The sequence below is a fragment of the Martinezella rhizogenes genome (genome assembly GCF_027460065.1).
Lineage (GTDB): Bacteria > Pseudomonadota > Alphaproteobacteria > Rhizobiales > Rhizobiaceae > Agrobacterium > Agrobacterium rhizogenes_C.
Genome location: NZ_JAPYZZ010000018.1, coordinates 39,025 through 65,238 on the forward strand (window position 1 = coordinate 39,025; position 26,214 = coordinate 65,238).

28 protein-coding genes and 2 tRNA genes are annotated in these 26,214 nt (G+C 59.4%); 9 read left to right on the forward strand and 21 right to left on the reverse strand.

Annotated features, from left to right (window positions below; translation table 11 throughout):
* Window position 1: 1 nt before the first annotated feature.
* On the reverse strand, window positions 2–313 hold the full coding sequence (locus O8B93_RS22390) for an FAD assembly factor SdhE (RefSeq protein ID WP_269712095.1): 312 nt from the start codon (window positions 311–313) through the stop codon (window positions 2–4).
* A 189-nt stretch (window positions 314–502) separates the two neighbouring features.
* Between O8B93_RS22390 and recG the strand changes: the two genes are divergently transcribed.
* Both recG and O8B93_RS22400 read left to right on the forward strand, forming a co-directional pair.
* On the forward strand, window positions 503–2,608 hold the full coding sequence (gene recG, locus O8B93_RS22395; RefSeq protein WP_269712096.1) for an ATP-dependent DNA helicase RecG: 2,106 nt from the start codon (window positions 503–505) through the stop codon (window positions 2,606–2,608).
* 12 nt (window positions 2,609–2,620) lie between these two features.
* Window positions 2,621–2,893 (forward strand): hypothetical protein, encoded by a 273-nt coding sequence (locus O8B93_RS22400; RefSeq protein ID WP_269712097.1) that lies wholly within the window; start codon window positions 2,621–2,623, stop codon window positions 2,891–2,893.
* 24 nt (window positions 2,894–2,917) lie between these two features.
* Here O8B93_RS22400 and O8B93_RS22405 read toward each other — a convergent pair whose 3' ends face one another.
* The 12 genes from O8B93_RS22405 to pcsA form a co-directional block, all read right to left on the reverse strand.
* The gene (locus O8B93_RS22405; RefSeq protein ID WP_269712098.1) at window positions 2,918–3,208 is read right to left on the reverse strand and encodes a type II toxin-antitoxin system RelE/ParE family toxin; all 291 of its coding nucleotides are present in this window, start codon (window positions 3,206–3,208) and stop codon (window positions 2,918–2,920) included.
* Window positions 3,205–3,450 carry a CopG family ribbon-helix-helix protein gene (locus tag O8B93_RS22410; RefSeq protein ID WP_269712150.1) on the reverse strand — a complete coding sequence of 82 codons (246 nt, stop codon included), beginning with the start codon at window positions 3,448–3,450 and terminating at the stop codon, window positions 3,205–3,207. Before O8B93_RS22410 ends, O8B93_RS22405 begins: the two co-directional genes overlap by 4 nt.
* A 115-nt stretch (window positions 3,451–3,565) precedes the next feature.
* Window positions 3,566–4,234, reverse strand: a complete 669-nt coding sequence (locus O8B93_RS22415; protein WP_269712099.1) for a DUF502 domain-containing protein — start codon at window positions 4,232–4,234, stop codon at window positions 3,566–3,568.
* Window positions 4,235–4,247: 13 nt separating this feature from the next.
* The gene (locus O8B93_RS22420) at window positions 4,248–4,751 is read right to left on the reverse strand and encodes a GNAT family N-acetyltransferase (protein ID WP_269712100.1); all 504 of its coding nucleotides are present in this window, start codon (window positions 4,749–4,751) and stop codon (window positions 4,248–4,250) included.
* A complete protein-coding gene (gene glmS, locus O8B93_RS22425; RefSeq protein ID WP_269712101.1) occupies window positions 4,748–6,574 on the reverse strand; it encodes a glutamine--fructose-6-phosphate transaminase (isomerizing) in 1,827 nt (608 codons plus the stop codon). The genes O8B93_RS22420 and glmS overlap by 4 nt, the downstream gene beginning before the upstream one ends.
* Before the next feature lie 102 nt (window positions 6,575–6,676).
* Complete coding sequence (gene glmU, locus O8B93_RS22430; protein WP_269712102.1) at window positions 6,677–8,038, reverse strand: bifunctional UDP-N-acetylglucosamine diphosphorylase/glucosamine-1-phosphate N-acetyltransferase GlmU; 1,362 nt, start codon at window positions 8,036–8,038, stop codon at window positions 6,677–6,679.
* A gap of 206 nt (window positions 8,039–8,244) precedes the next feature.
* Window positions 8,245–8,982 carry a FadR/GntR family transcriptional regulator gene (locus O8B93_RS22435; RefSeq protein WP_269712103.1) on the reverse strand — a complete coding sequence of 246 codons (738 nt, stop codon included), beginning with the start codon at window positions 8,980–8,982 and terminating at the stop codon, window positions 8,245–8,247.
* Between the two features lie 212 nt (window positions 8,983–9,194).
* The gene (locus O8B93_RS22440) at window positions 9,195–10,268 is read right to left on the reverse strand and encodes a BMP family ABC transporter substrate-binding protein (protein WP_269712104.1); all 1,074 of its coding nucleotides are present in this window, start codon (window positions 10,266–10,268) and stop codon (window positions 9,195–9,197) included.
* Between the two features lie 38 nt (window positions 10,269–10,306).
* Window positions 10,307–11,227: an ABC transporter permease gene (locus O8B93_RS22445; protein WP_269712105.1), complete on the reverse strand. Its 921-nt coding sequence runs from the start codon at window positions 11,225–11,227 to the stop codon at window positions 10,307–10,309.
* Complete coding sequence (locus O8B93_RS22450) at window positions 11,227–12,318, reverse strand: ABC transporter permease (protein ID WP_269712106.1); 1,092 nt, start codon at window positions 12,316–12,318, stop codon at window positions 11,227–11,229. The genes O8B93_RS22445 and O8B93_RS22450 overlap by 1 nt, the downstream gene beginning before the upstream one ends.
* Window positions 12,308–13,867, reverse strand: coding sequence for an ABC transporter ATP-binding protein (locus tag O8B93_RS22455; protein WP_269712151.1), 1,560 nt, complete (start codon window positions 13,865–13,867; stop codon window positions 12,308–12,310). The genes O8B93_RS22450 and O8B93_RS22455 overlap by 11 nt, the downstream gene beginning before the upstream one ends.
* Window positions 13,868–14,079: 212 nt before the next feature.
* Window positions 14,080–14,805, reverse strand: a complete 726-nt coding sequence (gene pcsA / locus O8B93_RS22460) for a phosphatidylcholine synthase (RefSeq protein WP_269712107.1) — start codon at window positions 14,803–14,805, stop codon at window positions 14,080–14,082.
* Between the two features lie 210 nt (window positions 14,806–15,015).
* On the opposite strand from pcsA, the gene O8B93_RS22465 reads away from it, so the two are divergent.
* A complete protein-coding gene (locus tag O8B93_RS22465; protein WP_269712108.1) occupies window positions 15,016–16,224 on the forward strand; it encodes a UbiH/UbiF family hydroxylase in 1,209 nt (402 codons plus the stop codon).
* Here O8B93_RS22465 and O8B93_RS22470 read toward each other — a convergent pair.
* Together O8B93_RS22470 and O8B93_RS22475 are read right to left on the reverse strand one after the other, a co-directional pair.
* Complete coding sequence (locus O8B93_RS22470; RefSeq protein WP_269712109.1) at window positions 16,208–17,146, reverse strand: AEC family transporter; 939 nt, start codon at window positions 17,144–17,146, stop codon at window positions 16,208–16,210. The genes O8B93_RS22465 and O8B93_RS22470 overlap by 17 nt on opposite strands.
* A 27-nt stretch (window positions 17,147–17,173) precedes the next feature.
* Window positions 17,174–17,920 (reverse strand): cytochrome c biogenesis CcdA family protein, encoded by a 747-nt coding sequence (locus O8B93_RS22475; protein WP_006314286.1) that lies wholly within the window; start codon window positions 17,918–17,920, stop codon window positions 17,174–17,176.
* Window positions 17,921–18,200: 280 nt separating this feature from the next.
* Here O8B93_RS22475 and O8B93_RS22480 point away from each other — a divergent pair.
* A tRNA-Lys gene (locus tag O8B93_RS22480) sits at window positions 18,201–18,276 on the forward strand.
* Window positions 18,277–18,446: 170 nt separating this feature from the next.
* Here the strand turns inward: O8B93_RS22480 and O8B93_RS22485 are convergent.
* The 4 genes from O8B93_RS22485 to O8B93_RS22500 form a co-directional block, all read right to left on the reverse strand.
* Window positions 18,447–18,953, reverse strand: a complete 507-nt coding sequence (locus O8B93_RS22485) for an ankyrin repeat domain-containing protein (RefSeq protein ID WP_269712110.1) — start codon at window positions 18,951–18,953, stop codon at window positions 18,447–18,449.
* 377 nt (window positions 18,954–19,330) lie between these two features.
* A complete protein-coding gene (locus tag O8B93_RS22490; RefSeq protein ID WP_269712111.1) occupies window positions 19,331–20,074 on the reverse strand; it encodes a glycosyltransferase family 25 protein in 744 nt (247 codons plus the stop codon).
* 132 nt (window positions 20,075–20,206) lie between these two features.
* On the reverse strand, window positions 20,207–21,475 hold the full coding sequence (locus tag O8B93_RS22495) for a YcbK family protein (protein ID WP_269712112.1): 1,269 nt from the start codon (window positions 21,473–21,475) through the stop codon (window positions 20,207–20,209).
* 159 nt (window positions 21,476–21,634) lie between these two features.
* Window positions 21,635–22,075, reverse strand: a complete 441-nt coding sequence (locus O8B93_RS22500) for a VOC family protein (protein ID WP_269712113.1) — start codon at window positions 22,073–22,075, stop codon at window positions 21,635–21,637.
* A 192-nt stretch (window positions 22,076–22,267) separates the two neighbouring features.
* Here O8B93_RS22500 and O8B93_RS22505 point away from each other — a divergent pair, with 192 nt between their 5' ends.
* Together O8B93_RS22505 and O8B93_RS22510 are read left to right on the forward strand one after the other, a co-directional pair.
* Complete coding sequence (locus O8B93_RS22505) at window positions 22,268–22,846, forward strand: cold-shock protein (protein WP_269712114.1); 579 nt, start codon at window positions 22,268–22,270, stop codon at window positions 22,844–22,846.
* Window positions 22,846–23,328, forward strand: coding sequence for a DUF192 domain-containing protein (locus O8B93_RS22510; protein ID WP_269712115.1), 483 nt, complete (start codon window positions 22,846–22,848; stop codon window positions 23,326–23,328). The genes O8B93_RS22505 and O8B93_RS22510 overlap by 1 nt, the downstream gene beginning before the upstream one ends.
* A gap of 60 nt (window positions 23,329–23,388) precedes the next feature.
* On the opposite strand, the gene O8B93_RS22515 is transcribed toward O8B93_RS22510, so the two are convergent.
* Entirely contained in the window at window positions 23,389–23,637 is a 249-nt protein-coding gene (locus O8B93_RS22515; protein WP_003522642.1) for a BON domain-containing protein, read from the reverse strand.
* A 213-nt stretch (window positions 23,638–23,850) separates the two neighbouring features.
* Here O8B93_RS22515 and O8B93_RS22520 point away from each other — a divergent pair, with 213 nt between their 5' ends.
* Both O8B93_RS22520 and O8B93_RS22525 read left to right on the forward strand, forming a co-directional pair.
* Complete coding sequence (locus O8B93_RS22520) at window positions 23,851–24,120, forward strand: DUF982 domain-containing protein (protein ID WP_006314278.1); 270 nt, start codon at window positions 23,851–23,853, stop codon at window positions 24,118–24,120.
* Window positions 24,121–24,330: 210 nt separating this feature from the next.
* Window positions 24,331–25,473, forward strand: a complete 1,143-nt coding sequence (locus O8B93_RS22525; protein WP_269712116.1) for a ceramide glucosyltransferase — start codon at window positions 24,331–24,333, stop codon at window positions 25,471–25,473.
* Window positions 25,474–25,525: 52 nt separating this feature from the next.
* On the opposite strand, the gene O8B93_RS22530 is transcribed toward O8B93_RS22525, so the two are convergent.
* Window positions 25,526–25,602: transfer RNA gene (locus O8B93_RS22530), tRNA-Pro, on the reverse strand.
* 267 nt (window positions 25,603–25,869) lie between these two features.
* On the opposite strand from O8B93_RS22530, the gene O8B93_RS22535 reads away from it, so the two are divergent.
* Window positions 25,870–26,175 (forward strand): ETC complex I subunit, encoded by a 306-nt coding sequence (locus O8B93_RS22535; protein ID WP_010971882.1) that lies wholly within the window; start codon window positions 25,870–25,872, stop codon window positions 26,173–26,175.
* The last annotated feature ends 39 nt before the right edge of the window (window positions 26,176–26,214 follow it).

The window sequence follows — 26,214 nt, forward strand, 5'->3', positions numbered from 1 at the left end:
TTCAGGCCTTCAGAGTTTCTGATGTGACGAGATCGAAATCGGGACGATAGGAGGCGATTTTCTCGAACAGCGGCGTGTGGAATTTTTCCGGCACAGGCTGCGCCCCCGTCACCATCTGGACGAGATCGTTATCCTCTTCCGCCATGATGATCTCAAGCTCGTCGAGCTGATCATCGGAAAGCCCGGCAATATTGTCTTCCGCGAATTGCCCGAGCACCAGATCCATCTCGCGAATGCCCCGGTGCCAGCAGCGGTAAAGAATCCGCCGGCGTCTCGGGTCGAGATCGGCACTCGTGCGCACCAGTCCAGTCATCGCATTCACCTTTCGGTTGGCTATTCAACAAGATGTTGACTGCGACCTCCTATAGAACAAGAAGCGAACGCTTGGGAACCGGTTTTTATCGAAATAATGCCACGGCAACGAAAATCTGCCGGTGATAACCCGCCTTTGTCAGCCCCCAAGTCTTGCATAACGCGTCCCCTTCCCCGATTTTGCTGACCCATGCGCCCGGCCATTCTCGATCCGCTGTTTGCCTCCGTCTCCACCCTTGCCGGTGTGGGGCCGAAGCTCGCCGATCTTCTGGCCAAGCTATTGAGCCGGGAAAGCGCCGACGATACCCGCGTGATCGATCTCCTGTTTCACGCGCCATCCAACGTCATCGACCGCCGCAATCGCCCCGGCATCGCGCTCGCCGCACCCGGCGCCATTGTCACCATTCAGGGACGCGTTGACCGCCATCAGCCGCCGCCCGCAGGCAACCGTTCCGCGCCCTATCGCGTCTTCTTGCATGATGAGACCGGCGAACTGGCGCTGACCTTCTTCCGCGCCAAGGGAGATTGGCTGTCCAAGGCCCTGCCAGTGGACGAAGAGGTTCTCGTCAGCGGCAAGGTGGACTGGTTCAACGGCCGCGCCTCCATGGTGCATCCGGATTTCATGGTGAAACTATCAGAGGCGGAAAACCTGCCTTTGGTGGAAGCCGTTTATCCCATGACCGCCGGGCTGTCTGCCAAGGTGCTGCGCAAGGCAATCGAAGGCGGGCTTTCAAAGCTGCCGGTATTTCCCGAATGGATCGACGAGACACTGAAGACGAGGCAGGGCTTCGGCGATGTCGCCTCAAGCTTCCGCGAATTGCACGACCCGCGCGACAGCGCCGATATCGATCCGCAAGCTCCGGCCCGCAGGCGGCTGGCCTATGACGAATTCCTTGCCGGACAGCTGTCACTGGCACTGGTGCGCCAACGGCTGCGCAAGGTGGCGGGCCAGCCGATCCGCGCCAAGGGTGATATCGCCGCAAAAATCCTGTCGCAGCTGCCCTTCTCGCTGACGGCAAGCCAAAGCGCTGCGGTAAAGGATATTCTCACCGATATGGCCGGCGAAGACCGTATGTTGCGGTTGCTGCAGGGCGATGTCGGTGCGGGCAAGACACTGGTGGCGCTGATGGCCATGGCAACCGCCGTGGAAGCCGGCGGACAGGCGGTGCTGATGGCACCCACCGAAATCCTTGCGCGCCAGCACTATGCCACCATCTCCAAACTCGCAAATGCGGCGGGCGTCACCGTCGAGGTTCTCACCGGACGCACCAAGGGTAAGGAGCGCCGCGAGATCGAAGAACGCGTGGCGTCAGGCGAAGCGCAGATCGTCATCGGCACGCATGCGCTGTTTCAAGACAGCGTGAGTTACAAGAACCTCGTGCTGGCCGTGGTGGATGAGCAGCACCGTTTCGGCGTGCACCAGCGCCTGCGCCTTACTGCCAAGGGCATCACGCCACACATGCTGGTCATGACCGCCACGCCCATTCCGCGCACGCTGGTCCTGGCCGCATTCGGTGACATGGATGTCTCCAAGCTCACCGAAAAACCGGCCGGCCGCAAACCCATCCAGACGGTAACCATTCCAACCGAGCGCATCGGCGACATTGTCGAGCGGCTGCGCGCGGCGCTGAAGGATGGCAAAAAGGCCTACTGGATCTGCCCGCTGGTAGAGGAAACGGAAGAATCCGATCTGATGTCGGCGGAAGAGCGGCATGCGGTTCTATCGCAGATGCTCGGCGCCAATATCGGCCTTATCCATGGCCGCATGGGCGGTCCGGAAAAAGACGCCGCCATGCTCGCCTTCAAGAGCGGCGAAACCCGGCTGCTGGTGGCGACAACGGTGGTGGAAGTGGGCGTCGACGTGCCCGACGCGACAATCATGGTCATCGAACATGCCGAACGTTTCGGCCTTGCCCAGCTGCACCAGCTGCGCGGTCGCGTGGGGCGCGGCGGCGAGGCCTCCACCTGTATCCTGCTCTACAAGGGACCGCTCAGTGAAAACGGTCGTGCGCGGCTCTCCATCCTGCGTGACAGCGAGGACGGCTTCCTGATCGCGGAAGAAGATTTGAAGCTGCGCGGCGAAGGCGAACTGCTCGGAACCCGCCAGTCAGGCACGCCGGGCTTTCGTATCGCCAGCCTTGAGGCGCATGCCGACCTCTTGGAAATCGCCCGCAAGGATGCGGCCTATGTCATCGAGCGCGATCCCGAACTGACGGGCCCGCGCGGCGAAAGCCTGCGCACCCTGCTCTATCTGCACCGCCGCGACGAAGCGATCCGCTTCCTGCACGCCGGCTGAAAGTGAACGCCCATGAACATGATCGACCCACGCCGCCCGCCACCCGCCTTCCGCAAGGGCTACGCACTCTGCTCTCCGCAGAATGTCCTTCAGCCCGAGACATTTGCGAAAAGCGAGAAAAAGGCGATCGGCAAGGCGTTCAAAAAGCCCGGCCGCAAGAAGGCCTGGGCAGAGGCGCTGGAACAGGGCTGGAGCGTGCGGCTGGTTTATATGCGGCTTTTCGTTCCCGTGTTCCATGCCACGACCACTGGGACGGAGGTGGATGATCTGGATGACGAGGATTGATCGAGGCGTCTGAGAAATAGTTGGTTAAAGTGCCGATGGCCATCGCCGCGAGGTGTGAATAACCGTCAGAATTTCAATATCACGGCCGACACGATAGACAACGATGTAGGAAATGTCGGACAGCACGGCTTCCCGCGTTCCTCTGATGCGCCCGACCCGTCCCATAGACGGTTGCTCTACCAACATATCGGCCACTGAAACAATACGGGAAATCACGCGGGCGGCAGCGGCAGGATTGTCCGTTTCGATATGTCTGCCGATTTCATCGAGCCGTTGCAACGCCCGTACAGTCCAGCGAATTCTCCGGTCACTCATGACGGGCGAGCGGACTTTACATATTTTCCGACAATATTTGCCAGATCGTCTTGCGTTCCAAATTCCCCGCGATCCGCTTCTGCCAAACCGGCCTCGATTTCCGCAAGCTGCCACTCTTCGCGCGCGACAAAGTCCTCAATCGCCCGTGCCGCCATATAGGACCGCGAGCGATCAAGCTTTTCCGCCAGCTGTTCAAGCTTGTCCGCAACGTCGTCCGGCAAGCGCACCGTGAATGCAGTCATGATAGCGACCTTTCGTGGTTCTCTGTGATTATCGGTGAACCACATTGGGTCGTCAACCGTGGGCACTCAAAACTCAAGGAGGAACAGAGCAACAAACAGTACGTCGCGAATATCCTCAAACCGGCGCGAGCGTCTTCGGTGGTGTGAAATCCGGTGCCACCAGGCCGCCCGATATCAACAGTTTCGCCGCATCCTCGGGCGTCATGTCCAGCATAACGATCTTGTCTTTCGGCACGAACAACAGGAAACCCGCCGTCGGCACGGGTGTGGGGGGCAGGAATACGGCGACCATCTGCTGGCCCATCTCGTTGAAGCGGTGGGCAAGCTCGCCCTTGACTTCCGAAGAAACGAAAACCATCGCCCAGGTGCCGGATGACGGAAATTCGATCAGACCAACTTTCTTGAAGGAATTCGAATGTTCCTTCAGCACGGATTCAAACAGCTGCTTGATGCTTTTATAGATCGGCCGCACCAACGGCATGCGGTTGAGAACGGATTCGCCAACACCGAATATCCATTTGCCGATCAGGTTATTGCCGAGAAAGCCGATAAGCGTGATGCCGATGACAGCGATCAGCAGGCCGAACCCGGGGATCGCCACATCGAAATATTGCTCGGGATCGTAACGGGCGGGAATATAGGGCTTCACCCAGCTATCCGCCCATTGCAGGAAGCTCCACACCAGCCACATGGTGATGGTGACAGGTGCGAGGATCAGAACACCGGTGAGGAAACTATTGCGCAGGCGGGCTGCGAATGAGATTTTGACTGGAATATCGGTCATTTACCGTTCGGAATTAAGCGTTGTCGCTATCGAAACCCGGATGAAAACCGACAATGCCGGATGGAGTTCCACCATGCAAGCGAAGAACTATGAAATATTCGTCAGGAATCCCCTCGGCACTCAGGCCCTCGACGGGACGAAAACCGAAGCGGCCGTAATAGGCGGGATCGCCGACAACGACGCAGCCGGCAGCGCTCAACCGCTCCAGCGCGGCAAGCCCTTCACGCGCCAGCTTTGACCCGACACCTTCGCCCTGCCTTTCCGGTGTGACGGAGAGCGGCGCGAGGCAGAACCAGCCGGTCTCGCCGCTCGACAGCGTCACCGGCGAAAAACCGACATGGCCGATGATGCCTTCGCTATCTTCCGCAACCAGTGAGACCGTCAAAGCGCCCGCTTCCCGCAGCCGCGTGACAATCAGTTGCTCTGTCCCGCTGCGGTGTTCGACGTTACGGAAGGCATCTTCCGTAACGCGAGCAATCGCTTCCTCGTCACCCTGCTGTTCGGGCCGGATGATCATTCCACCGTTACCGACTTCGCCAGATTGCGCGGCTGGTCCACATCCGTGCCCATGAAGACGGCGGTGTGATAGGCGAGCAGCTGGATCGGCAGCGAGAAGACCATCGGCGCGATCAGCTCGTCGACATTGGGCAGCGTGATCGTCGCCATGGTGTCGAGCTTGGAGGCGGCAGCCCCCTTCTCGTCGGTGATGAAGATGATGCGGCCACCCCGCGCGGCGACTTCCTGCATGTTCGACACCGTCTTTTCAAAGAAACGGTCGTGCGGCGCAATCACGATAACAGGCATGTTCTCGTCGATGAGCGCGATCGGCCCATGCTTAAGCTCACCAGCGGCGTAACCTTCGGCGTGGATATAGGAAATTTCCTTGAGCTTCAGCGCGCCTTCCAGCGCCAGCGGGAAGCTGGTGCCGCGGCCGAGATAAAGCACATCCTTGAAGCGTGACAGATCACGCGACAGCGCCTCGATCTGCGGCTGAATGACATTCAACACCTTGCTCATGATGCGCGGCATCTCGATCAGATGCTGCACCAGCTGCTTTTCCTCACCCGGTTTCAGCGTTCCGCGGGCCTTGGCTGCAGCAACGGCAAGCGAAGCGAGTACGGCAAGCTGGCAGGTGAAGGCCTTGGTGGACGCGACACCGATTTCCGGGCCGGCGAGGATCGGAAAGATCGCATCCGATTCGCGCGCCATGGTCGATTCCCGCGTATTCACCACCGCGCCGATCTTCAGCCCCTCCTGCTGGCAATAACGCAAAGCCGCCAGCGTATCGGCGGTTTCGCCCGATTGCGAAATAAACAGCGCCGCCTGCGTGGGGACGAGCGGGATTTCGCGGTAACGGAATTCCGAGGCGACATCGATTTCCACCGGCAGGCGCGCATAACGCTCGAACCAATATTTGCCGATCAGGCCGGACAGATAGGCCGTGCCGCAGGCGGAGATGGCAAGACCGGAAAGCTTTGAGAAATCGATCGCTTTGTCGGCGTCTTTGACGGTCTTGCTGGCGAAATCCACGTAGTGGCTGAGCGCGTGGGAAATGACTTCCGGCTGCTCGTAGATTTCCTTTTCCATGAAGTGGCGATGGTTGCCCTTGTCGACCACATAGGCCGTCGCCTGCGAGATCTGCCGCTCGCGCTTCACCGGCTTGCCGGAGAAATCGATGATCTCGGCACCCTGCCGGGTCACGATGGCGCAATCGCCATCCACCAGATAGGTGATCTCGTTGGTGAAGGGCGACAGCGCGATGGCGTCGGACCCCAGGAACATTTCCCCTCGGCCATAACCGACGGCGAGCGGCGGGCCGGAGCGCGCCGAAAGCAGCGTACCGGGATCATCCTGGAACATCACGACCAGTGCATAGGCGCCGGTGACTCGGTTCAGCATCTTCAGCATCGCCTCGCGATGGCCGAGACCCTCACGGGTATATTTCGCCAGAAGCTGCGCCACCACCTCGGTATCGGTCTGGGTAGTGAAGGTCGCACCCTCGGCGGTCAGTTCTTCCCGCAATTCGGCAAAGTTTTCGATGATGCCGTTATGGACGACGGCAACACCATCGACGAAATGCGGGTGGGCGTTGGTCTCGTTCGGCACGCCATGGGTCGCCCAGCGCGTATGCGCAATGCCGACAACACCCGGCAACGGCTTTTCCGAAACCAGCTTTTCCAGATTGAATAGCTTGCCTTCCGCCCGGCGGCGATCCATCGCGCCATTGTCGATGGTGGCGACACCAGCCGAATCGTAACCGCGATATTCGAGACGCTTCAGCGCATCGACAAGCCGTTCAGCAACGGGCTGGGTTCCGACAATTCCGACAATTCCGCACATATATTTCTCCAGACGGCGATCTCTTCGCCGAAACTACTAACCGTTTCCGTGAAATCGGCAATTATGCCGCCGGTCACTTTCGGTATCGCTTGGTAACGTCTTTCAAGAGGACTTTTTCTTCGCTTCTTTCAGCGCTTTCGCCCGCTCGCGCACAACGGTCGCCCGGCCCGGCTTCACTTCCTGGCGCGCACGCCCGAAAGCCAGAGCATCATCAGGCACGTCATCGGTAATCACGCTGCCGGAAGCGATATAAGCCCCCTCGCCAATCGTCACGGGAGCCACCAGCGACGAGTTCGAACCGACGAAGCTGTTCGCACCGATCCGCGTTTCCGCCTTGTTGTAACCGTCGTAATTGCAGGTGATGGTGCCGGCACCGATATTGCTGCCGGCGCCGATGAAGGCATCGCCGATATAGGTCAGGTGATTGACCTTGGCACCCTCGCCGATCTCGGCTTTCTTGACCTCGCAGAAATTGCCGACCTTGGCATTGGCATGCAGGTTCGCACCCGGACGCAGCCGCGCATAGGGACCGACGGTCGCGCCCTCAGCGACATAAGCGCCTTCAAGATGCGAGAAGGCATGGATGACAACACCCGGTTCGATCGTGACGCCAGGTCCGAAGACGACATTCGGTTCGATCAGCGCATCCTGCCCGATCTTTGTATCGAAGGAGAGGAATACCGTTTCGGGTGCGATCATGGACACGCCGTCCACCATCAACTCCTGACGTCGTCGCTCCTGCCAGAGCTTTTCGATGAAAGCCAGTTCCGCGCGGTTATTGCAGCCAACCAGCTCAGCCTCTGGAGCATCGATAGCGACGGCGCGACGGCCAAGCGAGCGGGCGATCTCGACCACGTCGGTCAGATAATATTCGCCCTTGGCGTTGCTATTGCGGATGCGGTCAAGCAGATCAAGCGCGTTGCGGCCATTGATCGCCATCAGGCCGCTATTGCACCAGGTGACCTTGCGTTCCGCATCGGTCGCGTCCTTCTCCTCGCGGATAGCCACGAGTTCACCATCCTTGACGAGCAAGCGGCCGTAACCCGTGGGACGCTCGGTGTGAAAACCGATCACGGCAACGTCGGCACCGGCAGCAATCGCCTCCCGCGCCCTGTCGAGCGTTGCCGAGGTGATGAGCGGCACGTCGCCATAAGCGACGATCAGGTCGTCAAAACCACGCTCGATGGCGGCGCGGGCAGCGAGAACGGCATGGCCGGTGCCCTTGCGTTCCGTCTGCAGAAAGGCTTCGACCTCAAGGCCCGGCAGGCTCGCGGCCGCAGCAACATTTTCGGCATCGCGCCCGACGACGAGCGCCACCGTACCGACACCCGATCCAGCCACCGCCTGCACCACATGCGTGATCATCGCACGCCCGGCGACCGGATGCAGCACCTTGGATTTCGACGATTTCATGCGCGTGCTGTCGCCCGCTGCGAGAATAACGGCTAGAGAGCTGCGCTCCATGAGACCTCCAACACCTGTCACCCGCCAAACCTGGAGAGGACAAGGGCATATGTTTGACTTGACGCCACCCGGCCAGGCGGAAAGGCGCATCGCTAATGTTTTACGGCATTGCTATAACGGCGGCCCGCTTAAGAAACCATGCAAATCCCAACCAAAATTTCCGCAGCGATTTTCATCAAACGTGATCGGCGGTGGCAGGCTGTGGCCTATTTGCGCGGGTTGCGGGCGGTGAATTGCAGGATCTGCTGGCGGCCGTTTTCAATCAGCCTCTCCATTTCGCGGCGCGCGCCCCCCTCGTCATGCATGCGAAATGCCTCGACGAGCCGGAGATGAGAAGCAGACACGTCGGAAATTTCATGGGGGTCGGCCTCCGGGTTGCTCATGCGGAAAATGCCCACAAGCGCCGCCTTTATCAGCGAACCGACGGTGCGCATGAACGGGTTGCCGGACATTTCGGTGATGAGCACATGGAAATTCATGTCCGCCAGCGCCCGCTTTTCCTTGGAATAGGCCGTATTGCCCATCTCGTTGGCATAAGCGGCAAGCTTGGCGATATCGGCGTCCCTTGCCCTCACGGCGGCCAGTCCCGCGCCATAGGGTTCGAAAGCCTGACGGATATCGTAGAGATGCAGCAGAAATTCATCGCTGACGCCGGCCTCGAAATGCCACAGCAGCACTTCGCTATCGAACATGTTCCAGCTTTCGCGCTCCGTCACGCGGGTGCCGATACGCGCCTTGGGCGAAATCATACCCTTGGCGGTCAGCGTCTTCATCGCTTCGCGCAGTACCGTGCGGGATACTTTCAGCCGTTCCATCAAATCGGCATCACCCGGCAGAATGTCACCCGTCTTGAAGGTGCCGGAGACGATATCGAGACCGAGCTTGTGAACGACCTGTGCATGATTTGTCCGCAGCTTTCGAAAACCGATCGCTGCATCGAGCATTCCGCGCTGCAAATGTCATGTCCTTCCGTTCGGCTGGCGATCGCAAAAATCGCGCCAGACGTGTGTATCTCAAGTCAGACTATAGTGAAAAACATCAAGTCGCGTGAAAAGCAAAGGCAAACTTCATCCGCACAGTAAAACGCGTAAAAATAAGCAAGGCCGCACATGAATTTCATGTGCGGCCTGTCATCAGTAATGGAAGAGAATCCGCATTATTGCGGCAGCTTGTCGTCCACGCCGGCAACGTAGAAGTTGAGGCCGAGCAGAACCTTGTCTTCTGCCTTTTCACCCGTCTTCAGCCATTCCGAACCGTCCTGCTTCTTCACCGGGCCGGTGAAGGGGTGCAGTTCGCCCGACTTGATCTTGGCTTCGGTTTCCTCGGCCATCTTCTTCACGTCGTCAGGCATGTTGGTGTAGGGCGCCATGGTCAGGATACCGTCCTTCAGGCCGTCCCAGATGGATTCGGACTTCCAGGTGCCGTCGAGAAGAGCCTGCGTGCGCTTGATGTAATAGGCGCCCCAGGTGTCCTTGATCGCCGTCAGCTGGGTCTCAGGACCGGCCTTGATCATGTCGGAAGCCTGACCGAAGGCCTTGATACCGCGTTCGGCCGCAACCTGCATCGGCGCTGTCGTGTCGGTGTGCTGCGTCAGGATATCGACGCCCTGGTCGATCAGCGCCTTGGCCGCATCGGCTTCCTTGCCGGGGTCGAACCAGGTGTTGGCCCAGACGACCTTGACCTTGAACTCCGGGTTGACGGACTGCGCGCCGAGAACGAAAGCGTCGATACCCATCACCACTTCCGGGATCGGGAATGAGGCGATGTAACCGGCAACACCCTTCTTGGACATTTTCGCGGCGATCTGGCCCTGAATGTAACGGCCTTCATAGAAGCGCGAATTGTAGGTGGCGACGTTTTCAGCCGTCTTGAAGCCGGTGGCGTGTTCGAACTTCACCTTGGGGAACTTCTGGGCAACCTTCACGGTGGCATCCATGAAGCCGAAGGAGGTGGTGAACACCAGTTCGCAGCCGGAACGGGCCATGCGCTCGATGGCACGCTCGGCATCCGGGCCTTCCGGAACGCTTTCGAGGAACGGCGTTTCGATCTTGTCGCCGAAATGCTTCTGCAGCTCTTCGCGGCCGATTTCATGCGCCTGCGTCCAGCCGCCATCGGTGCGGCTGCCGACGTAGATGAAGCAGACCTTCTTGGCGTCGGCGGCTTCAGCGGAGGAAACAACGCCTCCGAGCGCCGCGACGGACGCGGCAAGTGCGATGACCAGTTTTTTCATTTTTACCCCTGTTGGTTTGGAGACTTGAGGATTCTTCTTCACCTGTCCGGCACGAAGGATTTGCCCAGCGATGCCGGTGTGTTGATCAAGGTCGTGCGGCGATTATGCGAGATGATCACAAGCACGACAATAGTTGCAAGGTAAGGTAGCGCCGAAAGCAGCTGCGACGGTACGCCGATGCCGAAGGCCTGCGCATGCAATTGGCCGATGGTGACGGCGCCGAACAGATAACCGCCCGCCAGCAGGCGCCATGGACGCCAGGAAGCGAAGACGACGAGTGCCAGCGCAATCCAGCCGCGCCCGGCCGACATGTTTTCCACCCATTGTGGAGTGTAGACCAGCGACAGCTGCGCCCCTGCAAGGCCGGCACAGGCGCCGCCGAACATGACCGCCAGATACCGCGTGCGGATGACATTGATGCCGAGCGCATGGGCCGAGGCGTGGTTATCGCCGATGGCGCGGATTTTCAGGCCAGTGCGGCTCTTGAACAGGAACCAGCTGATACCGAAGACCAGCGCGATGGACATGTAGAAGATCAGGTCCTGCCGGAAGAGCAACGGCCCGATAAAGGGGATTTCCGACAAGACCGGAAACACGATCGGCTGCAGCTTGATACCAGGCAGGCCGACGAAACTTTCGCCCAGCATGCCGGAAACGCCAAGCCCAAGAATGGTAAGCGCAAGGCCAGTCGCCACCTGATTGGTGACAAGCGTCAGCGTCAGGAAACCGAACAGCAGCGAAAACACCGCGCCGGAAGCAATGCCCGCCAGAATGCCGAGATAGGGAGATCCCGTCATATGCGTCGCGGCGAAGGCGCAGACCGCGCCCATGATCATCATGCCCTCGACGCCGAGATTGAGCACACCTGCGCGCTCCGTCACCAGTTCGCCCGACGCCGCGATGACAAGCGGTGTGGCAGCGGTGATGACGGTGAGAAGAATGGCCTGAAGCATATCCATCATACCGCTCCTTCTTTACGATGTGTCTTGCCGGCAAAGACCACCCGGATGCGATAGAAGATTAGCGTATCGCAGGAGAGGACGAAGAACAGCATCAGCCCCTGAAACACCCGCGTCACCTTGTCCGACACGCCGATGGAGAGCTGCGCCGCCTCACCGCCCAGATAGGTCAGCGCCAGTACCAGCCCGGAAAGGATGATACCGAGCGGATTGAGGCGGCCGAGAAAGGCGACGATGATGGCGGTGAAACCATAACCCGGCGAAATGCTGGGCTGCAGATGGCCGATGGAACCGGAAGCTTCCGAAATGCCGGCAAGACCGGCCAGCGCGCCCGATAGCAGCAGCGAAAACCACACCATGCGGCTGGAGGAGAAACCGGCAAAGCGCCCTGCCCGCGCCGACTGGCCAAGCACGGTAACTTCAAAGCCCTTGAGCATGTAACGCATCATGAACCACAGGGCGATGGCTGCGACGATGGCGAACACGAAACCCCAATGCGCCCGGCCCGAGGCCAGCATTTCCGGCAGCACGGCGCTGTCGTTGAAGGGCTTGGTCTGCGGGAAATTGTAGCCGCCGGGATCGCGCCAGATGCCGCGCGTCAGCCAGTCGAGGAAAAGCTGCGCGACATAGACCAGCATCAGGCTGACGAGAATTTCATTGGTGTTGAATTTCGTCTTCAACAGCGCGGGAATACCCGCATAAAGCGCGCCGCCGACAGCGCCCATCACCATCATCAGCGGCAGGATGAGCGGCGAATGCCAGTCGGGATAAAGGACCGGTATGATTGAGCCGGTAATCGCGCCGATGGTGAATTGCCCCTCCGCGCCGATATTCCAGTTATTGGAGCGATAACAGACCGACAGGCCGACACCGATCAGGATCAGCGGCGCAGCCTTGATCGCCAGCTCATGCAGCGACCAGACCTCCAGCAGCGGCTCGACGAAAAAGGCGTAAAGCGCGTGCGCCGGATTTTTGCCGAGCATGGCGAACATGACGGCCCCGACAAGCAGCGTCAAAACCAGTGCCAGAAGCGGCGAAAGCAGGGTGAAAAGCCGCGAGACCCCTGCCCGTTTTTCAAGCTCAATGCGCATGCTGGGCGGCTCCCGAATGTGACGTGTGAATGCCGCCCATCAAAAGGCCGATCTTTTCTAGCGTCATCTCTTCCACCGGATGGGCCTCAGAAAGCTTGCCGTCGGAAATGACTGCGATATTGGTGGCGACCTCGAAGATTTCATCGAGATCCTGACTGATGACGATGACGGCCGAACCGGCCCTGGCAAGATCGACCAGCGCCTGGCGGATGCGGCTTGCGGCACCCGCATCCACACCCCAGGTCGGCTGGTTGACAACAAGCACGGAAGGCTGACGGTCAAGCTCGCGCCCGACGATGAATTTCTGCAGATTGCCGCCCGAAAGCGATCCGGCCAGCGGATCGGCTCCGCTTTTGCGCACATCCATGGTTTCGGAAATACGCCGCGCGGCCGCCTTAATGGTCGAGCCCCTGACGATGCGCAGGAAACCACCGGTTAGAAACGCCTTACGGTCGGACCGCGCCCGCGCCAGCAACAGATTGTCGGAAAGGCTCATGCCGGGAACCGCCGCATGGCCATGCCGCTCTTCCGGCACGAAACCGGCGCCCATCAGCCGCCGGCCATTGATGCCGATACGGCCCACCGGCTTGCCGCGCAGATGGATGGCATCATTATTATAGACGGGATATTCGCCCGAAAGCGCATCGAACAGCTCGCCCTGCCCGTTGCCGGCCACACCGGCAATCGCCAGCACCTCGCCGGCGCGGACCTGCATTGAAACGGACTTCAGCGCCACGGCAAAAGGCGTGCGCGGCGCAACCGACAGCCCCATGACCTCGATCTGCGGTGCGCCGAGCGCTTCGCCCGTTGCGCGCGAGACGCTGGCGACATCGCTGCCGACCATCATCCGCGCCAGCGATGCCGGCGTTTCCTTGCGCGGATCACACGCCCCCGTCACCTTGCCGTGACGCAGGACGGTGGCGCGGTCGCAAATGCGCTGCACCTCTTCGAGGCGATGGCTGATGTAAAGCACCGAGCGGCCTTCGGCCTTCAGCTTTGCCAGCGTCTCGAACAGCTTGTCGGCTTCCTGCGGCGTCAAAACCGAGGTCGGTTCGTCGAGAATGATGAGGCGCGGGTTCTGCAACAAAGCGCGCACGATCTCGATGCGCTGGCGCTCGCCCACCGAAAGATCGGCCACATGCGCATTGGGGTCGAGCGGCAGACCATAGGCCCGCGACAGCGTTTCCGCTTCCCTGGCGATTTCCTTTAGTGAAATTTTCGGATCGAGCGACAGGGCGATGTTTTCAGCAACCGTCAGCGCCTCGAACAAGGAAAAATGCTGGAACACCATACCGATACCGAGCCTGCGGGCCTCGCTTGGCGAGCCCACGGAAACCGGCTGGCCCTGCCAGATGATGTCGCCTTCCGTCGGCGCAAGGACGCCGAACAGCATCTTGACCAGCGTCGACTTGCCGGCACCGTTCTCACCCAGAAGCGCATGGATTTCGCCCGGCGCTATATCGAGATCGATGCCGTTGCAGGCGGCGAAATTGCCGAACAGCTTTGTCAGCTTGCGAACCGACAGGAGAGGCATGGCCTCTGGCACCAGATTTCCAGTCACTGATCCCCTCTTTCACCGGCTGTCCACGCTTTCTTCGAAGCATTTCAACAACAGTGGTCATTGTTCCCAATCCGGCGGCAATGCGTATGCAATGCTGCGGGACCATGATTTATTGATAACCGTTTTGCTGCTGCGCACAACAGAAAAAGAAACTGCTTAAATGCAATTTGCACAAGCAATAAACGGCTTTACCTTTTTTCTTATTTCGCACCCAGCGAGGGGAAGAACTGCAATATTCCACCGATGCAATAAAGATAGATGCCGCTCGCCACGAAGGCGATCACCGCCCATGTCGGCGTTTCGAAATGCATCAGCAGCGCATAACCGCCAAGCGCACACCAGATGGCGACGACGAGGAGATTAAGCGGCCGCAACCGCTTCACCCGCACCGGATGCAGGAAGTTGATCGGTAGGAACGTCAGGAACACCGAGACGGTGACGACGGTCATGGCCGTGGTTGCGCTCGCATCCATGACGAACAGCGTGAAAACCACCATGTTCCACACCACCGGGAAGCCGGAGAAGAAATATTCATCCGTCTTCATACCCATATCGGCATAATAGATTGCACTCGAGACCACGATCATGCCGGCCGCCACGAAGGACAGCGGCTCGCCGATCATGCCGCTCTGGTAAAGCGCAAAGGCAGGCAACAGCACATAGGTAACGTAGTCGATGATATTGTCGAGCGTGTCGCCGGACCAGTTGGGCAGCACTTCCTTCACCCGCACCTTGCGGGCGATAGGTCCGTCGATGCCATCCACCAGAAGCGCAAGCCCCAGCCACCAGAACATGTCGACAAAACGGTGTTCGGCAGCCGCGACGACGCCGAGAAATGCCAGAAACGAACCGGATGCCGTGAGCATATGAACGGAAAAGGCGCGGATTTCCGCATAGGGAACACGCTTGTAGTTGAAAACTTTCATGGTCAGCGCCTGCGCCCCGTTTTTTCATCCGCCCTGTTCATTCCGGTATGCGGCCATTCACCACGCTTTGCAACCGGCTCAATCCGCTTATCCTAAGACTAATATAGCGTCGCAACCAACGAATGTTTGTGTGCGGATGTTCCGGCGCGAAAGTGGATTTACCCGCCCAAAGCCTCTATGATGTTTTGGAAATAACAATGGAATACGACCATGAGACACTTCGATATCGCCATAACAGGCGCGGGACTTGCGGGCCAGATCGCGGCCATCGCACTGGCGCGGGCCGGCCGCCATGTGGCGCTCATCGCACCTTCAAGCGAAAAGAAGGATCAACGGACCACGGCGTTGATGGACCAGTCCATCCGTTTCATGGACCGTCTCGGCCTCTGGTCACGCGTAGCACCTTCCGCCGCACGCCTTTCTACCATGCAGATCATCGACGGCACCGACCGCCTGCTGCGGGCGCCGACCGTGCAGTTTCGCTCCTCCGAAATCGGCCTCGATGCGTTTGGCTGGAATATTCCGAACGAGGCGCTGCTCGGCGTTCTCGGGCAAGCAGTGGAGCAGGAACACAATATTACCCGCCTGGACACGACAGCCGAGACGATCGACATCGGCAATGACCGGATCTCGGTCACGATTGCGGATGGTGAAGTGCTTTCCGCCGATTTCCTGATCGGCGCCGACGGCAGGAAGTCGATGGTGCGGGAAGCGGCCGGCATCGGCGCCAAATCCTGGTCCTATCCGCAGACCGCCGTGGTTTTGAATTTTTCCCACAGCCGCCCGCATGGCAATGTCTCGACGGAATTCCACACACCCACCGGACCTTTCACCCAGGTCCCCCTGCCCGGTGATCGCTCCAGCCTCGTCTGGGTCGTCACACCGGAGCAAGCAAAGGAACTGACGGCCTTGCCGTTGGAGGCGCTGAGCCTGAAGGTCGAGGAGCGCATGCAATCCATGCTCGGCGCCGTCTCCGTGGAGGACAGCGTGCAGGCATGGCCTCTCTCTTCCATGACCGCGCATCGTTTCGGCAAGGGCCGCGTCGCCCTGATCGGCGAGGCCGCACATGGTTTTCCGCCCATCGGCGCACAGGGCCTGAACCTCAGCCTACGCGACATCATTGCCCTGACCGAACTGCTCGGTGCCGTCTCCGACCGGCCGATTGCGGCGGACGCCGGCAGCAGCTTCGATCGCAAGCGACGCGCGGATGTCTATAGCCGCACGCTGAGCGTCGATCTCCTGAACCGCTCGCTTCTTTCGGATTTCCTGCCCATCCAGATGGCGCGCGCGGCCGGCCTGCATGTGCTCTCCGGCATCGGCACGCTCAGAAGCATGGTCATGCGCGAAGGCATCGAGCCGGGTCGTGGGCTGAAGGCCCTGCCCTCGCTGCTGTTCGGCAGCTTTAAAAAGGCTGGATGAAATACACCACGCCCGTCAGCGTAAAGACCGACAGCACCGTCGAAATCAGGATCGTGGCTGACGCCCGCTCCTGCCAAACATGGTATTGCTGGCCGATGACGAAGACATTCGTCGCGGTCGGCAGCGCCGCCAGCAGCACCGCGGAATAAATCCACACTGGCTCGAACCGCCCGAGCGACGACAGGACCAGATAGGCGGCAAGCGGATGCAAGATCAGCTTCGCCGGAACGATATAGCTGATCTCCATCGGCACCCGTTTCATGGGCCTCAACGCCAGCGTCACGCCCATGGCAAACAGCGCGCAGGGTGCTGCAGATTGCGCCAGATAATCCACCAGCCGCTGCACCGCCTCCGGCGGCTGCCATGACAGCGAAGCGGCGAGAAATCCGGCGATGACCGACACGATGAACGGATGGGTGATGACCTTGCGCGCCACATCCAGCGCGAGCCTTCCAGCCGAGCGCGTGTCGCCGCCCGCCACCGCCATCATCGCCGGTGCGACGATGAAATGCGCGGCGTTTTCAAGGCAGACGATCAGCGCCACCGGCACCGCCGCCTTTTCGCCAAGCGCCAGAAGCGCAAGCCCCGGCCCCATGTAACCGATATTGCCGTAACTTGCCGCGAAACTCTGGATCGTGGTTTCGGCGAGGCTGTTCCCGCGCACGAAACGGCCGATCAGAAACACCAGCAGAAAAATGCCATAGGTGCAGGCAAGGCTGGCGGCGACAAAATCCATCCGCGCCAGTTCTTCCACCGGCGTCTTGGAGACAAGCTTGAAAAACAGCGCCGGCAGCGCCGCATAGATGATGAAGGTGTTCAGCCAGCCCATCGCTTCGACCGGCTGTTTTGTTATGCGCGCTGCACCGTAGCCGATGAAGATCAGGCCAAAAAACGGCAACAGCAATCCAATGATATCAGCCACAGTCGTTCCCTCACATCCGCGAGAGGCTTAGCCGATTTGCATCAGGATCGGAAAGGTCTCCTGGAACCAGATCGCGACATTGGTGATGAAACCGGACATGAAAGCGAGACCGGTGAGCACCAGCAGCACGCCGAGCAGCTTTTCCACAAGACCGAGATGGCGGCGGAAGCGGACGAGGAAACGCATGAACGACCCGGAAAACGCCGCGGCGATCCAGAACGGCACCGCAAGGCCAAGCGAATAGACCGCAAGCAGCATCGCGCCATCGCCGACCGTATCCCGCGAAGCAGCAACCCCGAGGATAGCTCCCAGAACCGGGCCGATGCAGGGCGTCCAGCCAAAGGCAAAGGCAAGACCCATGACATAGGCCCCGGACAGCGTGGCGGGCTTGCCCGCCCCCTGAAACCGCGCCTCGCGCGAAAACAGGCCGATGCGGAAAACACCGAGGAAATTCAGGCCCATTAGGATAATGATGAAACCGCCGATCTTGGCGAGAATATCGAGATTCTGGCGCAGCAGCGTACCGATCGTCGAGGCACCTGCCCCCAGCGCCACAAACACGGTGGCGAAACCGAGCGTGAAGCAGAAGGCCGAAAACAGCACTGCCCTGCGAACCTCCGGCCGCGGCGCGGTCTCTTCCGTCCTGAACTGCTCGACCGACACACCCGCCATATAACAGAGATAAGGTGGCACCAGCGGCAGCACGCAGGGCGAGAGAAATGAAAGAGCGCCGGCCAGAAGCGCACTGAACAGGGAAATATCGGCAATCGACAAGAAAGAACTCCGCATCCCGCAAAGCCCCGCGATTCTCACTATTCGCCGGCACTTCACGCTTCATTTTCGTGCATGTCATTGCTGCAAAACGATTTCATCCGTTTGCGCGACACGCCTGAAGCCGGTTTTATCCCCAGCCGCCCCCTCTCTCCAATCACCTTTTCGGGGGTGCGACAAAAAAAACCGTATTGAGTGTCGAAACCGCTTTTTTTGGGTTGACCGAACGGATCGCTCTACCTATGTTCCGCGCACTTCCGAAGGGCAGCCAAGCCCGCCGCGGGAGAGCGTAGCTCAGCCGGTAGAGCAACTGACTTTTAATCAGTAGGTCCAGGGTTCGAATCCCTGCGCTCTCACCAACGGAAACAAGCACTTACCGTTGAAAATACTGTTCACGCCGGTAAGATCATCCTCACATATGTGCCGCATCGAATGTTCCCGCCAGCGCTGTGGACATTGCTGTGACTGACATTCGCATATCCCCGCTTCCCTGTAGCGGCGACACAGGACACTCTCTAAACGGCCACCGCTACTTCTTTGCACCACTTGCGATCAGCATACGGATAAGAGCCGCGTCGCCAGTCTGTTTTGCAAAAGAGAGAGCGGTTTCACCCGCCGAGCCCTCGGCATTGGGGTCTGCCCCTTGGGCAAGAAGCGCAGCCACCACATCAGGACCATTCTGCTGATTATTCGCCTGCATGATCAATGGCGTCCATCCCCTCTCATCGCGGGCCTCGATATTGGCGCCGCGCTTTACAAGCAGGGAGACGGTGTCTGGATCGGTGATGATATGGAGAATGGTCACGCCTTCGTCGTTCGCTGCGTTGATGTCGGCACCATTTTTAAGCAGAAGGTCGAGCACCTCCTCTTCGGGATACATGTCGAGGAGATGGATCGGCTGGAAACCGAACTTGTCCCTTGACGTGGCCAAACCGGGGTCAGCCGCAATCATGGTTCGAACGGTTTGGACATCACCCACCTGAACGGCGTGGTGGAAAGCGCCCACCGCATCAGTGTCCGCCGCCGGCGCTGACACGGCGGTAAGTCCAAAAACCATCAGCACGATGAGAAACGAGCGCGGTAGCATTGCGATCCAAAATGTTGAGTATCGCCCGATAACGGAGTCCCTGATTGACGGGCCTCAAGGTCCGCCCATGTTCTACTTGTTTTTAGCTTGATCGTGATGCCACTTGATGGAGAAAAACATGCCAACGCCTAACACGATAAGCTTGAACGGCAAGAAGACTAAAGGGAAAAAATCCCACATTTTGGACACTTCCAGACTTTGATTTAACACCCTGTGGTAACAGATAATTACCTCAAAACTCCCTCACCCAACATCAGGCATTTTGACGCGGGTGGCTCGTAATATCACCATCACGTCACGACCTGCCGCCCTCTGGATGACCATCCCTATCGATAGGCGTAGATGTACCGCGCGATATTGTCGTAAAAGCTGGAAAGATAGGCGGGAACCCGACTGAAACGGGCAAACTTGCTGCCCCTATATTCGTCGCGGGTGCCAACCAGCGTATCCGGGTCGCCGAATGACAGGAAATCCTTATCGGTGATGTAAACCTTGGTGCCATAACCCCAGCCGCATTCGAGAGCCCGGTCGAAGGGCAGCGTCATCCTTCGTGCCGTCTTGAGGAAACGCTCGGCGGCCCTGCGGGAAATGATGTAGCAGGCAGATGAGCCCTGCGGGCCGTAGATGCATCGGCCGAACGCATCGCCAAGAGCACTGGTTTTGCGGCCCTTGAAGCCCTTTCGACGGTGGTTGGTCAGTTTTATGATGGCATCGTCAGGCATCACCGCAACCATGGCCTTGACCCGCTCCGAGAAATCCGGCGTGAAGGCGACGTCATCTTCGACGATCACGGCGACGGGCGCATCGGTCTTCAGGAAGATTTCAAGCGCTTTGATATGGCTGGCGTAACAGCCATATTCTCCCGGCAGGGCGTGGCGGCCATTGCGCAGCTCGAAGCCGCGCCGGTCGAAATCCCGCCAGTCGGCAGGGGAAATAGTCTTGCCGTCTACCCCTTCCACCGGCCGCAGGTCGAGACCGAGGCCGGAGGCGCCTTCCAGCATTTTCTCCAGCCGCGCCCGCGCGCGGGCAATCGAAATGATATAGATCGGGAAGGTGGAGATCGGCTGCATTCGCAAGGCACCATAAGCGGGACATAGTGAACCGCCTCCTACAGCAAGCCGGGCCATCCGTCCATGCGGCTGCGATCTCCAGTCTTATCGGGAGATGCGCCGAAGGCCGTATTGCCGAAAAAACGAGCGGGATTATTTGCGCGGAGCAGTTCGGCGGCAGCGCCAGTTCCAGTCCCGCGCTTCGCCGGTATCCATATGCACTGACTCGGTGTGGCAATAGGTGCCCACGCCGCCACGATCCGGCAGGGAACGCAGATAGGTGGCGAGTTCCCATTTGGAGACACCCTTGATCTGGATGTCAGCGGCATCGCAGGTATAGTGCTTGGAACCCTGCCTAATTCCCTTCGGCGGACGATAACCGGAGGTGACGATCGCCGGGCTGTTATAGTGACGCTCCACATCCTTGATCATCCGCACCAGTTCCGGCTTGAAACAGCCGACTTCGACATGGTCCGTCTGCAGGAAAAGCCCGTTCGGGGCGACGCGTGTGAGGCCCGAAAGTGAGGCGAGCTTCATCAGGCCTGTCGGCTGGTCATCCTCTTCATCGAGATGGGCGTCGTCGAATTCCTCGGACATCATCGAGCGGCCGGAAAGCGCAATGCCCATCGACCCATCACCGGCTCCGGATAATGCGGCAACCTCAGTGTTGCCCGCCGTGCCGCTTTCGATCATCTTCGGCAGACGCTTCTTGGCAGCACCTGCGAAAAACGCCGCAAGCGTCAGGCTCTTGCCCTGGCTCTCCTGCCCCTCACCCGTCGCTCCGGCATTGGCCGCCGGCTGCGCAGCCGCGAGCCGTTCCGGCTGCGGCACCGGCACGGCGGCGGGCTGACGATTTTCGCTATGCTGTTCCGGCGGCACCTGAGCGGCTACCGGAACAGGGACTGGCGCAGCAACAGGCTGCGGCTGCGTCGGCTGCACCGGCGCGGAATAGACGCTGCTGACGGCGGGAATGATTTTCTGGGCGGAACCGCCCTGGGCTGCGGTCGCGCCCTGAGCCGCTGCGGAACCGGGATGGGTCACCGCGTTTGCGGTGGAATAGATGCTGGACGTCCCGGCGGAAATCGCCGTCGGCTGCGTCGCCAGTCCGCCGATATCGGCGGCACCACCATAACCCTGTGCGGGGCCACCGGGTGCCTGTTGGGCCGGAACGTTGCCGGCACCGGCCGCCGATGCGACGGCGGGATCCACATAATGCCCCGGCTGCGTGCCGGCCGCCGGCGCAGCAACTGCTGCTGCGGCCGTCTGCTGCTTGTGCTGTGCGGCGATTTCCGGCTTCTTCGCCGTGGCGGCCATCTCGTCATCCGTCACCGCCGAAACGCAACCGGAAAGCCCGAGCAGCGAAACTGCAACGACAAAACGCTGACAGGAAAGGCGCCCTTTCGCATTCTCTGCAGTTTTCATGGATGGCCTCCGTATCTTACGCATTTTCACCAGCAGCACGGCAACGGAATCGTGCGCTTCCCCGAAACGGAACAGGCCGTTTTTGATTCGCGGACTATGCCTCATCCCCTCGGGACAAGGCAAGTGCGCGAAAAACCGCCCGTATTCGCTCAAAAAACCCTACCAGGAACCGGTATTCTGCATAGATATCCACGGTTCGGCTGGTGCGAGGCTTTCGCCTTTCTGCAGAATTTCGAAGGAAATACCGTCAGGCGAGCGAACGAAAGCCATGTGCCCGTCACGCGGCGGCCGGTTGATGACGATGCCGTTCTGCTGAAGGCGCGCGCAGAAGTCGTAGATATTGTCGACCTCATAAGCGAGATGGCCGAAATTGCGGCCGCCGGTGTAATTCTCGGTATCCCAGTTATAGGTCAGTTCCAGACACGGCGCCTTGTTTTCCTTCGCTGCAGCAATGTCGTCACGCGCAGCAAGAAACACCAGCGTGAATCGGCCTTTTTCGTTCTCGATTCGGCGTATTTCCGTAAGACCTAGGAGGTCGACGTAGAATGTAAGTGATTCGCCAAGGTCTTTGACGCGAACCATCGTGTGCAGATACCGCATTTTATTCCTCTCCATTACACGGGTCCGAAGCCGTTAAACGCACGATGGCAAGCCCCGGACAAGGACGGCGACATAAAAGCAGGTGCGTAAATCAAAAACTAGGGCTTGCGTGAAACCGTTACCAAGATGTTAATCTGGCGCACAGGAATCAGTTGACCGGTGTATGGCGCGTAATCGAGGGGTTGGCAGGATATGGCTGATAGGATGTCATCGAAAACGATAGTCGATGTCGAGGACCTTTCGGGCGATGCCGTGGACCTGACCGAAATCACCGGCGTCGTGAAATGGTTCGACGTCGCCAAGGGTTTCGGCTTCATCGTGCCCGATAACGGCGCGCAGGATGTGCTGCTGCACGTCTCGTGCCTGCGCCGCGACGGCTACCAGACCATCCTCGAAGGCACGCGTATCGTCGCCCTGATCCAGCGGCGCGACCGCGGTTTTCAGGTTTTCCGCATCCTGTCCATGGATCAGTCGACCGCGGTTCACCCCTCGCAGCTGCCGCCGGTACGCACCCATGTGCAAGTCACGCCGTCCAGCGGACTTGAGCGCGCCATCGTCAAGTGGTTCAACCGCACCAAGGGTTTCGGCTTCCTGACGCGTGGCGAAGGAACGGAAGATATTTTCGTGCATATGGAAACGCTGCGCCGTTTCGGCCTGACGGAACTGCGCCCCGGCCAGGTGGTGCTGGTGCGTTACGGCGATGGCGACAAGGGCTTGATGGCGGCGGAGATCCATCCCGATAACCCGGTTTCCATCGGGATGTCGCATTGATGTCCGGCCTGCGTCTCATGGTGAAAAGCGCCGTTACGGCGCTTCTTTTTTTCACGCTTGCCAGCACCGTCCAGTCTCAGGAACGTCAGACATTCACGTCCGAGCCGCTGACCATTGAAACCGCCTCCGGCAAAACCCAGGACTTTGTAGCCGAACTGGCGCTGGACGACGCCCAGCGCTCGCAGGGCCTGATGTTCCGCAAATCCATGCCTCCTGAAAACGGCATGCTGTTCGATTTCGGCGAGACACGCGCCGTGGCCATGTGGATGCGCAACACCCTCATCCCGCTCGATATGCTGTTCATCGCTGGTGATGGCCGAATCACCCATATCCATGAAAACGCGGTTCCGCATTCGGAAGCGATCATCAGCTCCCGCGGACCCGTAAAATTTGTGCTTGAGCTGAATGGCGGCGCCGCAAAACGTTATGGCATCAAGCCTGGCGACATGGTCCGCAGTGCGCAGGTCGGCAACCGGAAATAACATTGCCGCGTTATTGTGTCTGAATGAGCCGGACGACCTCTCGCCCGGCTGGCACAATAATCAGTAAACCGGCTCGATATGGCTCAAAATCCGGCAATTGGAGATGGAAGCGGCAAGATTGATGGCGATATCGATCGCCTCGACCGAATCGGCCGTGCCTTCCAGATAGATCACGTCATTTTCGACAGTCGCGGAAATACGCGACTTTTCGAGACCCGATTCAAAGGCCAGCGCCGAGGTGATCGCCTGGCATACGCCAGCCATGCGGTCTCCGAAAAAGCTTTCCTGAATGCCTGACAAATTGAACATATGCGTTCTCCTTCTTATGGACATACCAACGCATGAGCGTGGAGTTTGTTCATCTCCGGTTCATCTATTTGTTCATCTTCCATTCATCTTGGAAAATTGGAACCCCCTGACCGATCACATTTTAGGTGATCGGGAACCATTTCGTGAGGCAGGCATTTCGCGCATGGGAGCAAACACGGCCATGAAGGCGCGTGAAACAGGGAGGAGAATGACATGCTGATCAACAGAACGGAGCCGTGTCACCACGCCTCGTGGATGAAGCCGGTGGCGATCCACCTGCCGCTTTGCGTCGCCGTGGAGATTTACAGCCCGCTGGTGGCGCTTGACATGCTGATGTACCGCTGGCCCGAGGAACATGGACCAGAATATGAAGAGGCGCGCAGAAACTGCCTCAATGCCATTGCCGGCAAATGCGACATCGAGATTGCACGGGAATCGTTTCTCGTCGCAAGCAGTCATGCCCATATCCTGAACGTCCACTAAAACTCTTTGACCGTCATGATGATTGGGCCCTTCTTCATGAAGGGCTTTTCTTTGCGCCAGGCTTCCGCAGCGCTTTCATGCACGGCGCAGCCTCCCCGCCTGCCGATCATGACATGTAACTGTCACTCAAACGTTATAATCCGCAGAGATGAATTCCATGGAATCGATTGGCGCTGAACCGCCAAAAGCTCGGGAGTGGAACTGGCCAGCATGGAAACCGTCTTTGCCCTTTGCGCAATTCTGCTCCTCGCCGTCAATCTTCTCGGCATCGTTCTCGCCGGCTGGCGACTAACGAGACGGGACGCGGAAAACGATCTTGTCCGGCAAAAACCGCCGGTCTCGGTAGTCGTGCCGCTGCGCGGCGTCGAAAACTTCACGCCGCTGACGCTCTCACGCGCCTTCGGGCTCGACTGGCCGGATTACGAGCTGCTGTTCTGCGTTGCAGACGAATTCGACCCCGTGATCGCGGAAGTCCACAAGGCCGCCGCCGCATTTCCCTCGGTCTCCATGCAATTGCTGATCGGCGACGATCGCGTCAGCGCCAACCCGAAGCTGAACAATTGCGTCAAGGGCTGGCGCGCCGCCAGGCACGAATGGGTGATTCTGGCCGATTCGAACGTGCTGATGCCAAAATCCTATATAGCCGCGATGATGTCGGCCTGGCGGCCGGATAGCGGGCTGGTCTGCTCGCCGCCGCTCGGTTCCCGCCCTGTGGGGTTCTGGGCCAATGTGGAATGCGCCTTCCTCAATGGCTCGCAGGGCCGCTGGCAATATGCAGCGGAAGCGATCGGCATCGGTTTCGCACAGGGCAAATCGATGTTGTGGAACAAACAGTTCCTGGAGGACCGTGGCGGCATTCGCGCACTCGCCGCCGAAATCGCCGAGGACGCCGCGTCCACGAAGCTCGTGCGAAGCGCCGGCCGCAAGGTGCATCTGGTCTCCGCCCCATTTGAGCAACCGCTCGGCCAGCGCCATGCCGGCGAAATCTGGTCACGCCAGACCCGCTGGGCGCGGCTGAGACGCGTGACCTTCCCGCAATATTTCGCACCGGAAATCCTGACCGGCGCGCTGCCGCCGCTTCTTTTCGCGCTTGCCGCCGCCGCCATGATGGATGTGAACCTCGTCGCGACCGCCGCTGTTGTCCTCGCCCTCATGTACGGACCGGAACTGGCGCTCGGCGCCCTCAATGGCTGGCCGGTATCGCTCTATACGCTGCCGGCCATGATCGCCCGCGACATGATCATGCCCGTCGTCTGGGCGCGCAGCTGGATCGGCAGCGCGGTGGCCTGGCGCGGCAATGTCATGACGATCGGCACGGCGGAGAGCACTCTGGCTGGTCCGTCTGCGGAATAACTGAGAATATTTCCTGGGAGTTACGCCGGAAAGCTGATGTTCTGCTTTAAAATGGTCGGAGTGGAGAGATTCGAACTCCCGACCCTCTGGTCCCAAACCAGATGCGCTACCAGACTGCGCTACACTCCGCCGAGGCGATGGCTGGGGAATACACGGTTCACCCAGAGTCCGCAACAGGGAAATTCATCTTTGTTCAGTCGCGGCCCTGATCGGTAAAATACGCAGCCGGCGCGGCAACGGTGGGATAAGGAAAGCGCGGGATAATCGTCTTGACTCTCACCTGAAGTCAGTCCATTTCAAATTCAACGTTCCTGACACGATTTGGTTATTCTATTCAGGTACGTGAAGAATAATTCGGGGTGTTGCGCCCCACTGTCCAACCGGAGCAGTTTCGACATGTCTGCGAAGATCTACCGCCCTGCAAAAACCGCCATGCAATCCGGCACGGCGAAGACCAATGTCTGGGTTCTGGAATTCGACGCCGAAGTTCCGCGCAAGATCGATCCGATCATGGGCTACACCTCCAGCTCCGACATGAAGCAGCAGGTCAAGCTGACATTCGAAACACAGGAACAGGCCGAAGCCTATGCACAGCGCAAGGGCATCGAATACCGCGTGATCCTGCCGAAGGAAGCGACCCGCAAGGTGGTTTCCTACACCGACAATTTCCGTTTCAACCGCACCCAACCCTGGACGCACTGAAACACTACAGTTTTCGCCGGCAGCATCGCTGCCCGGCAT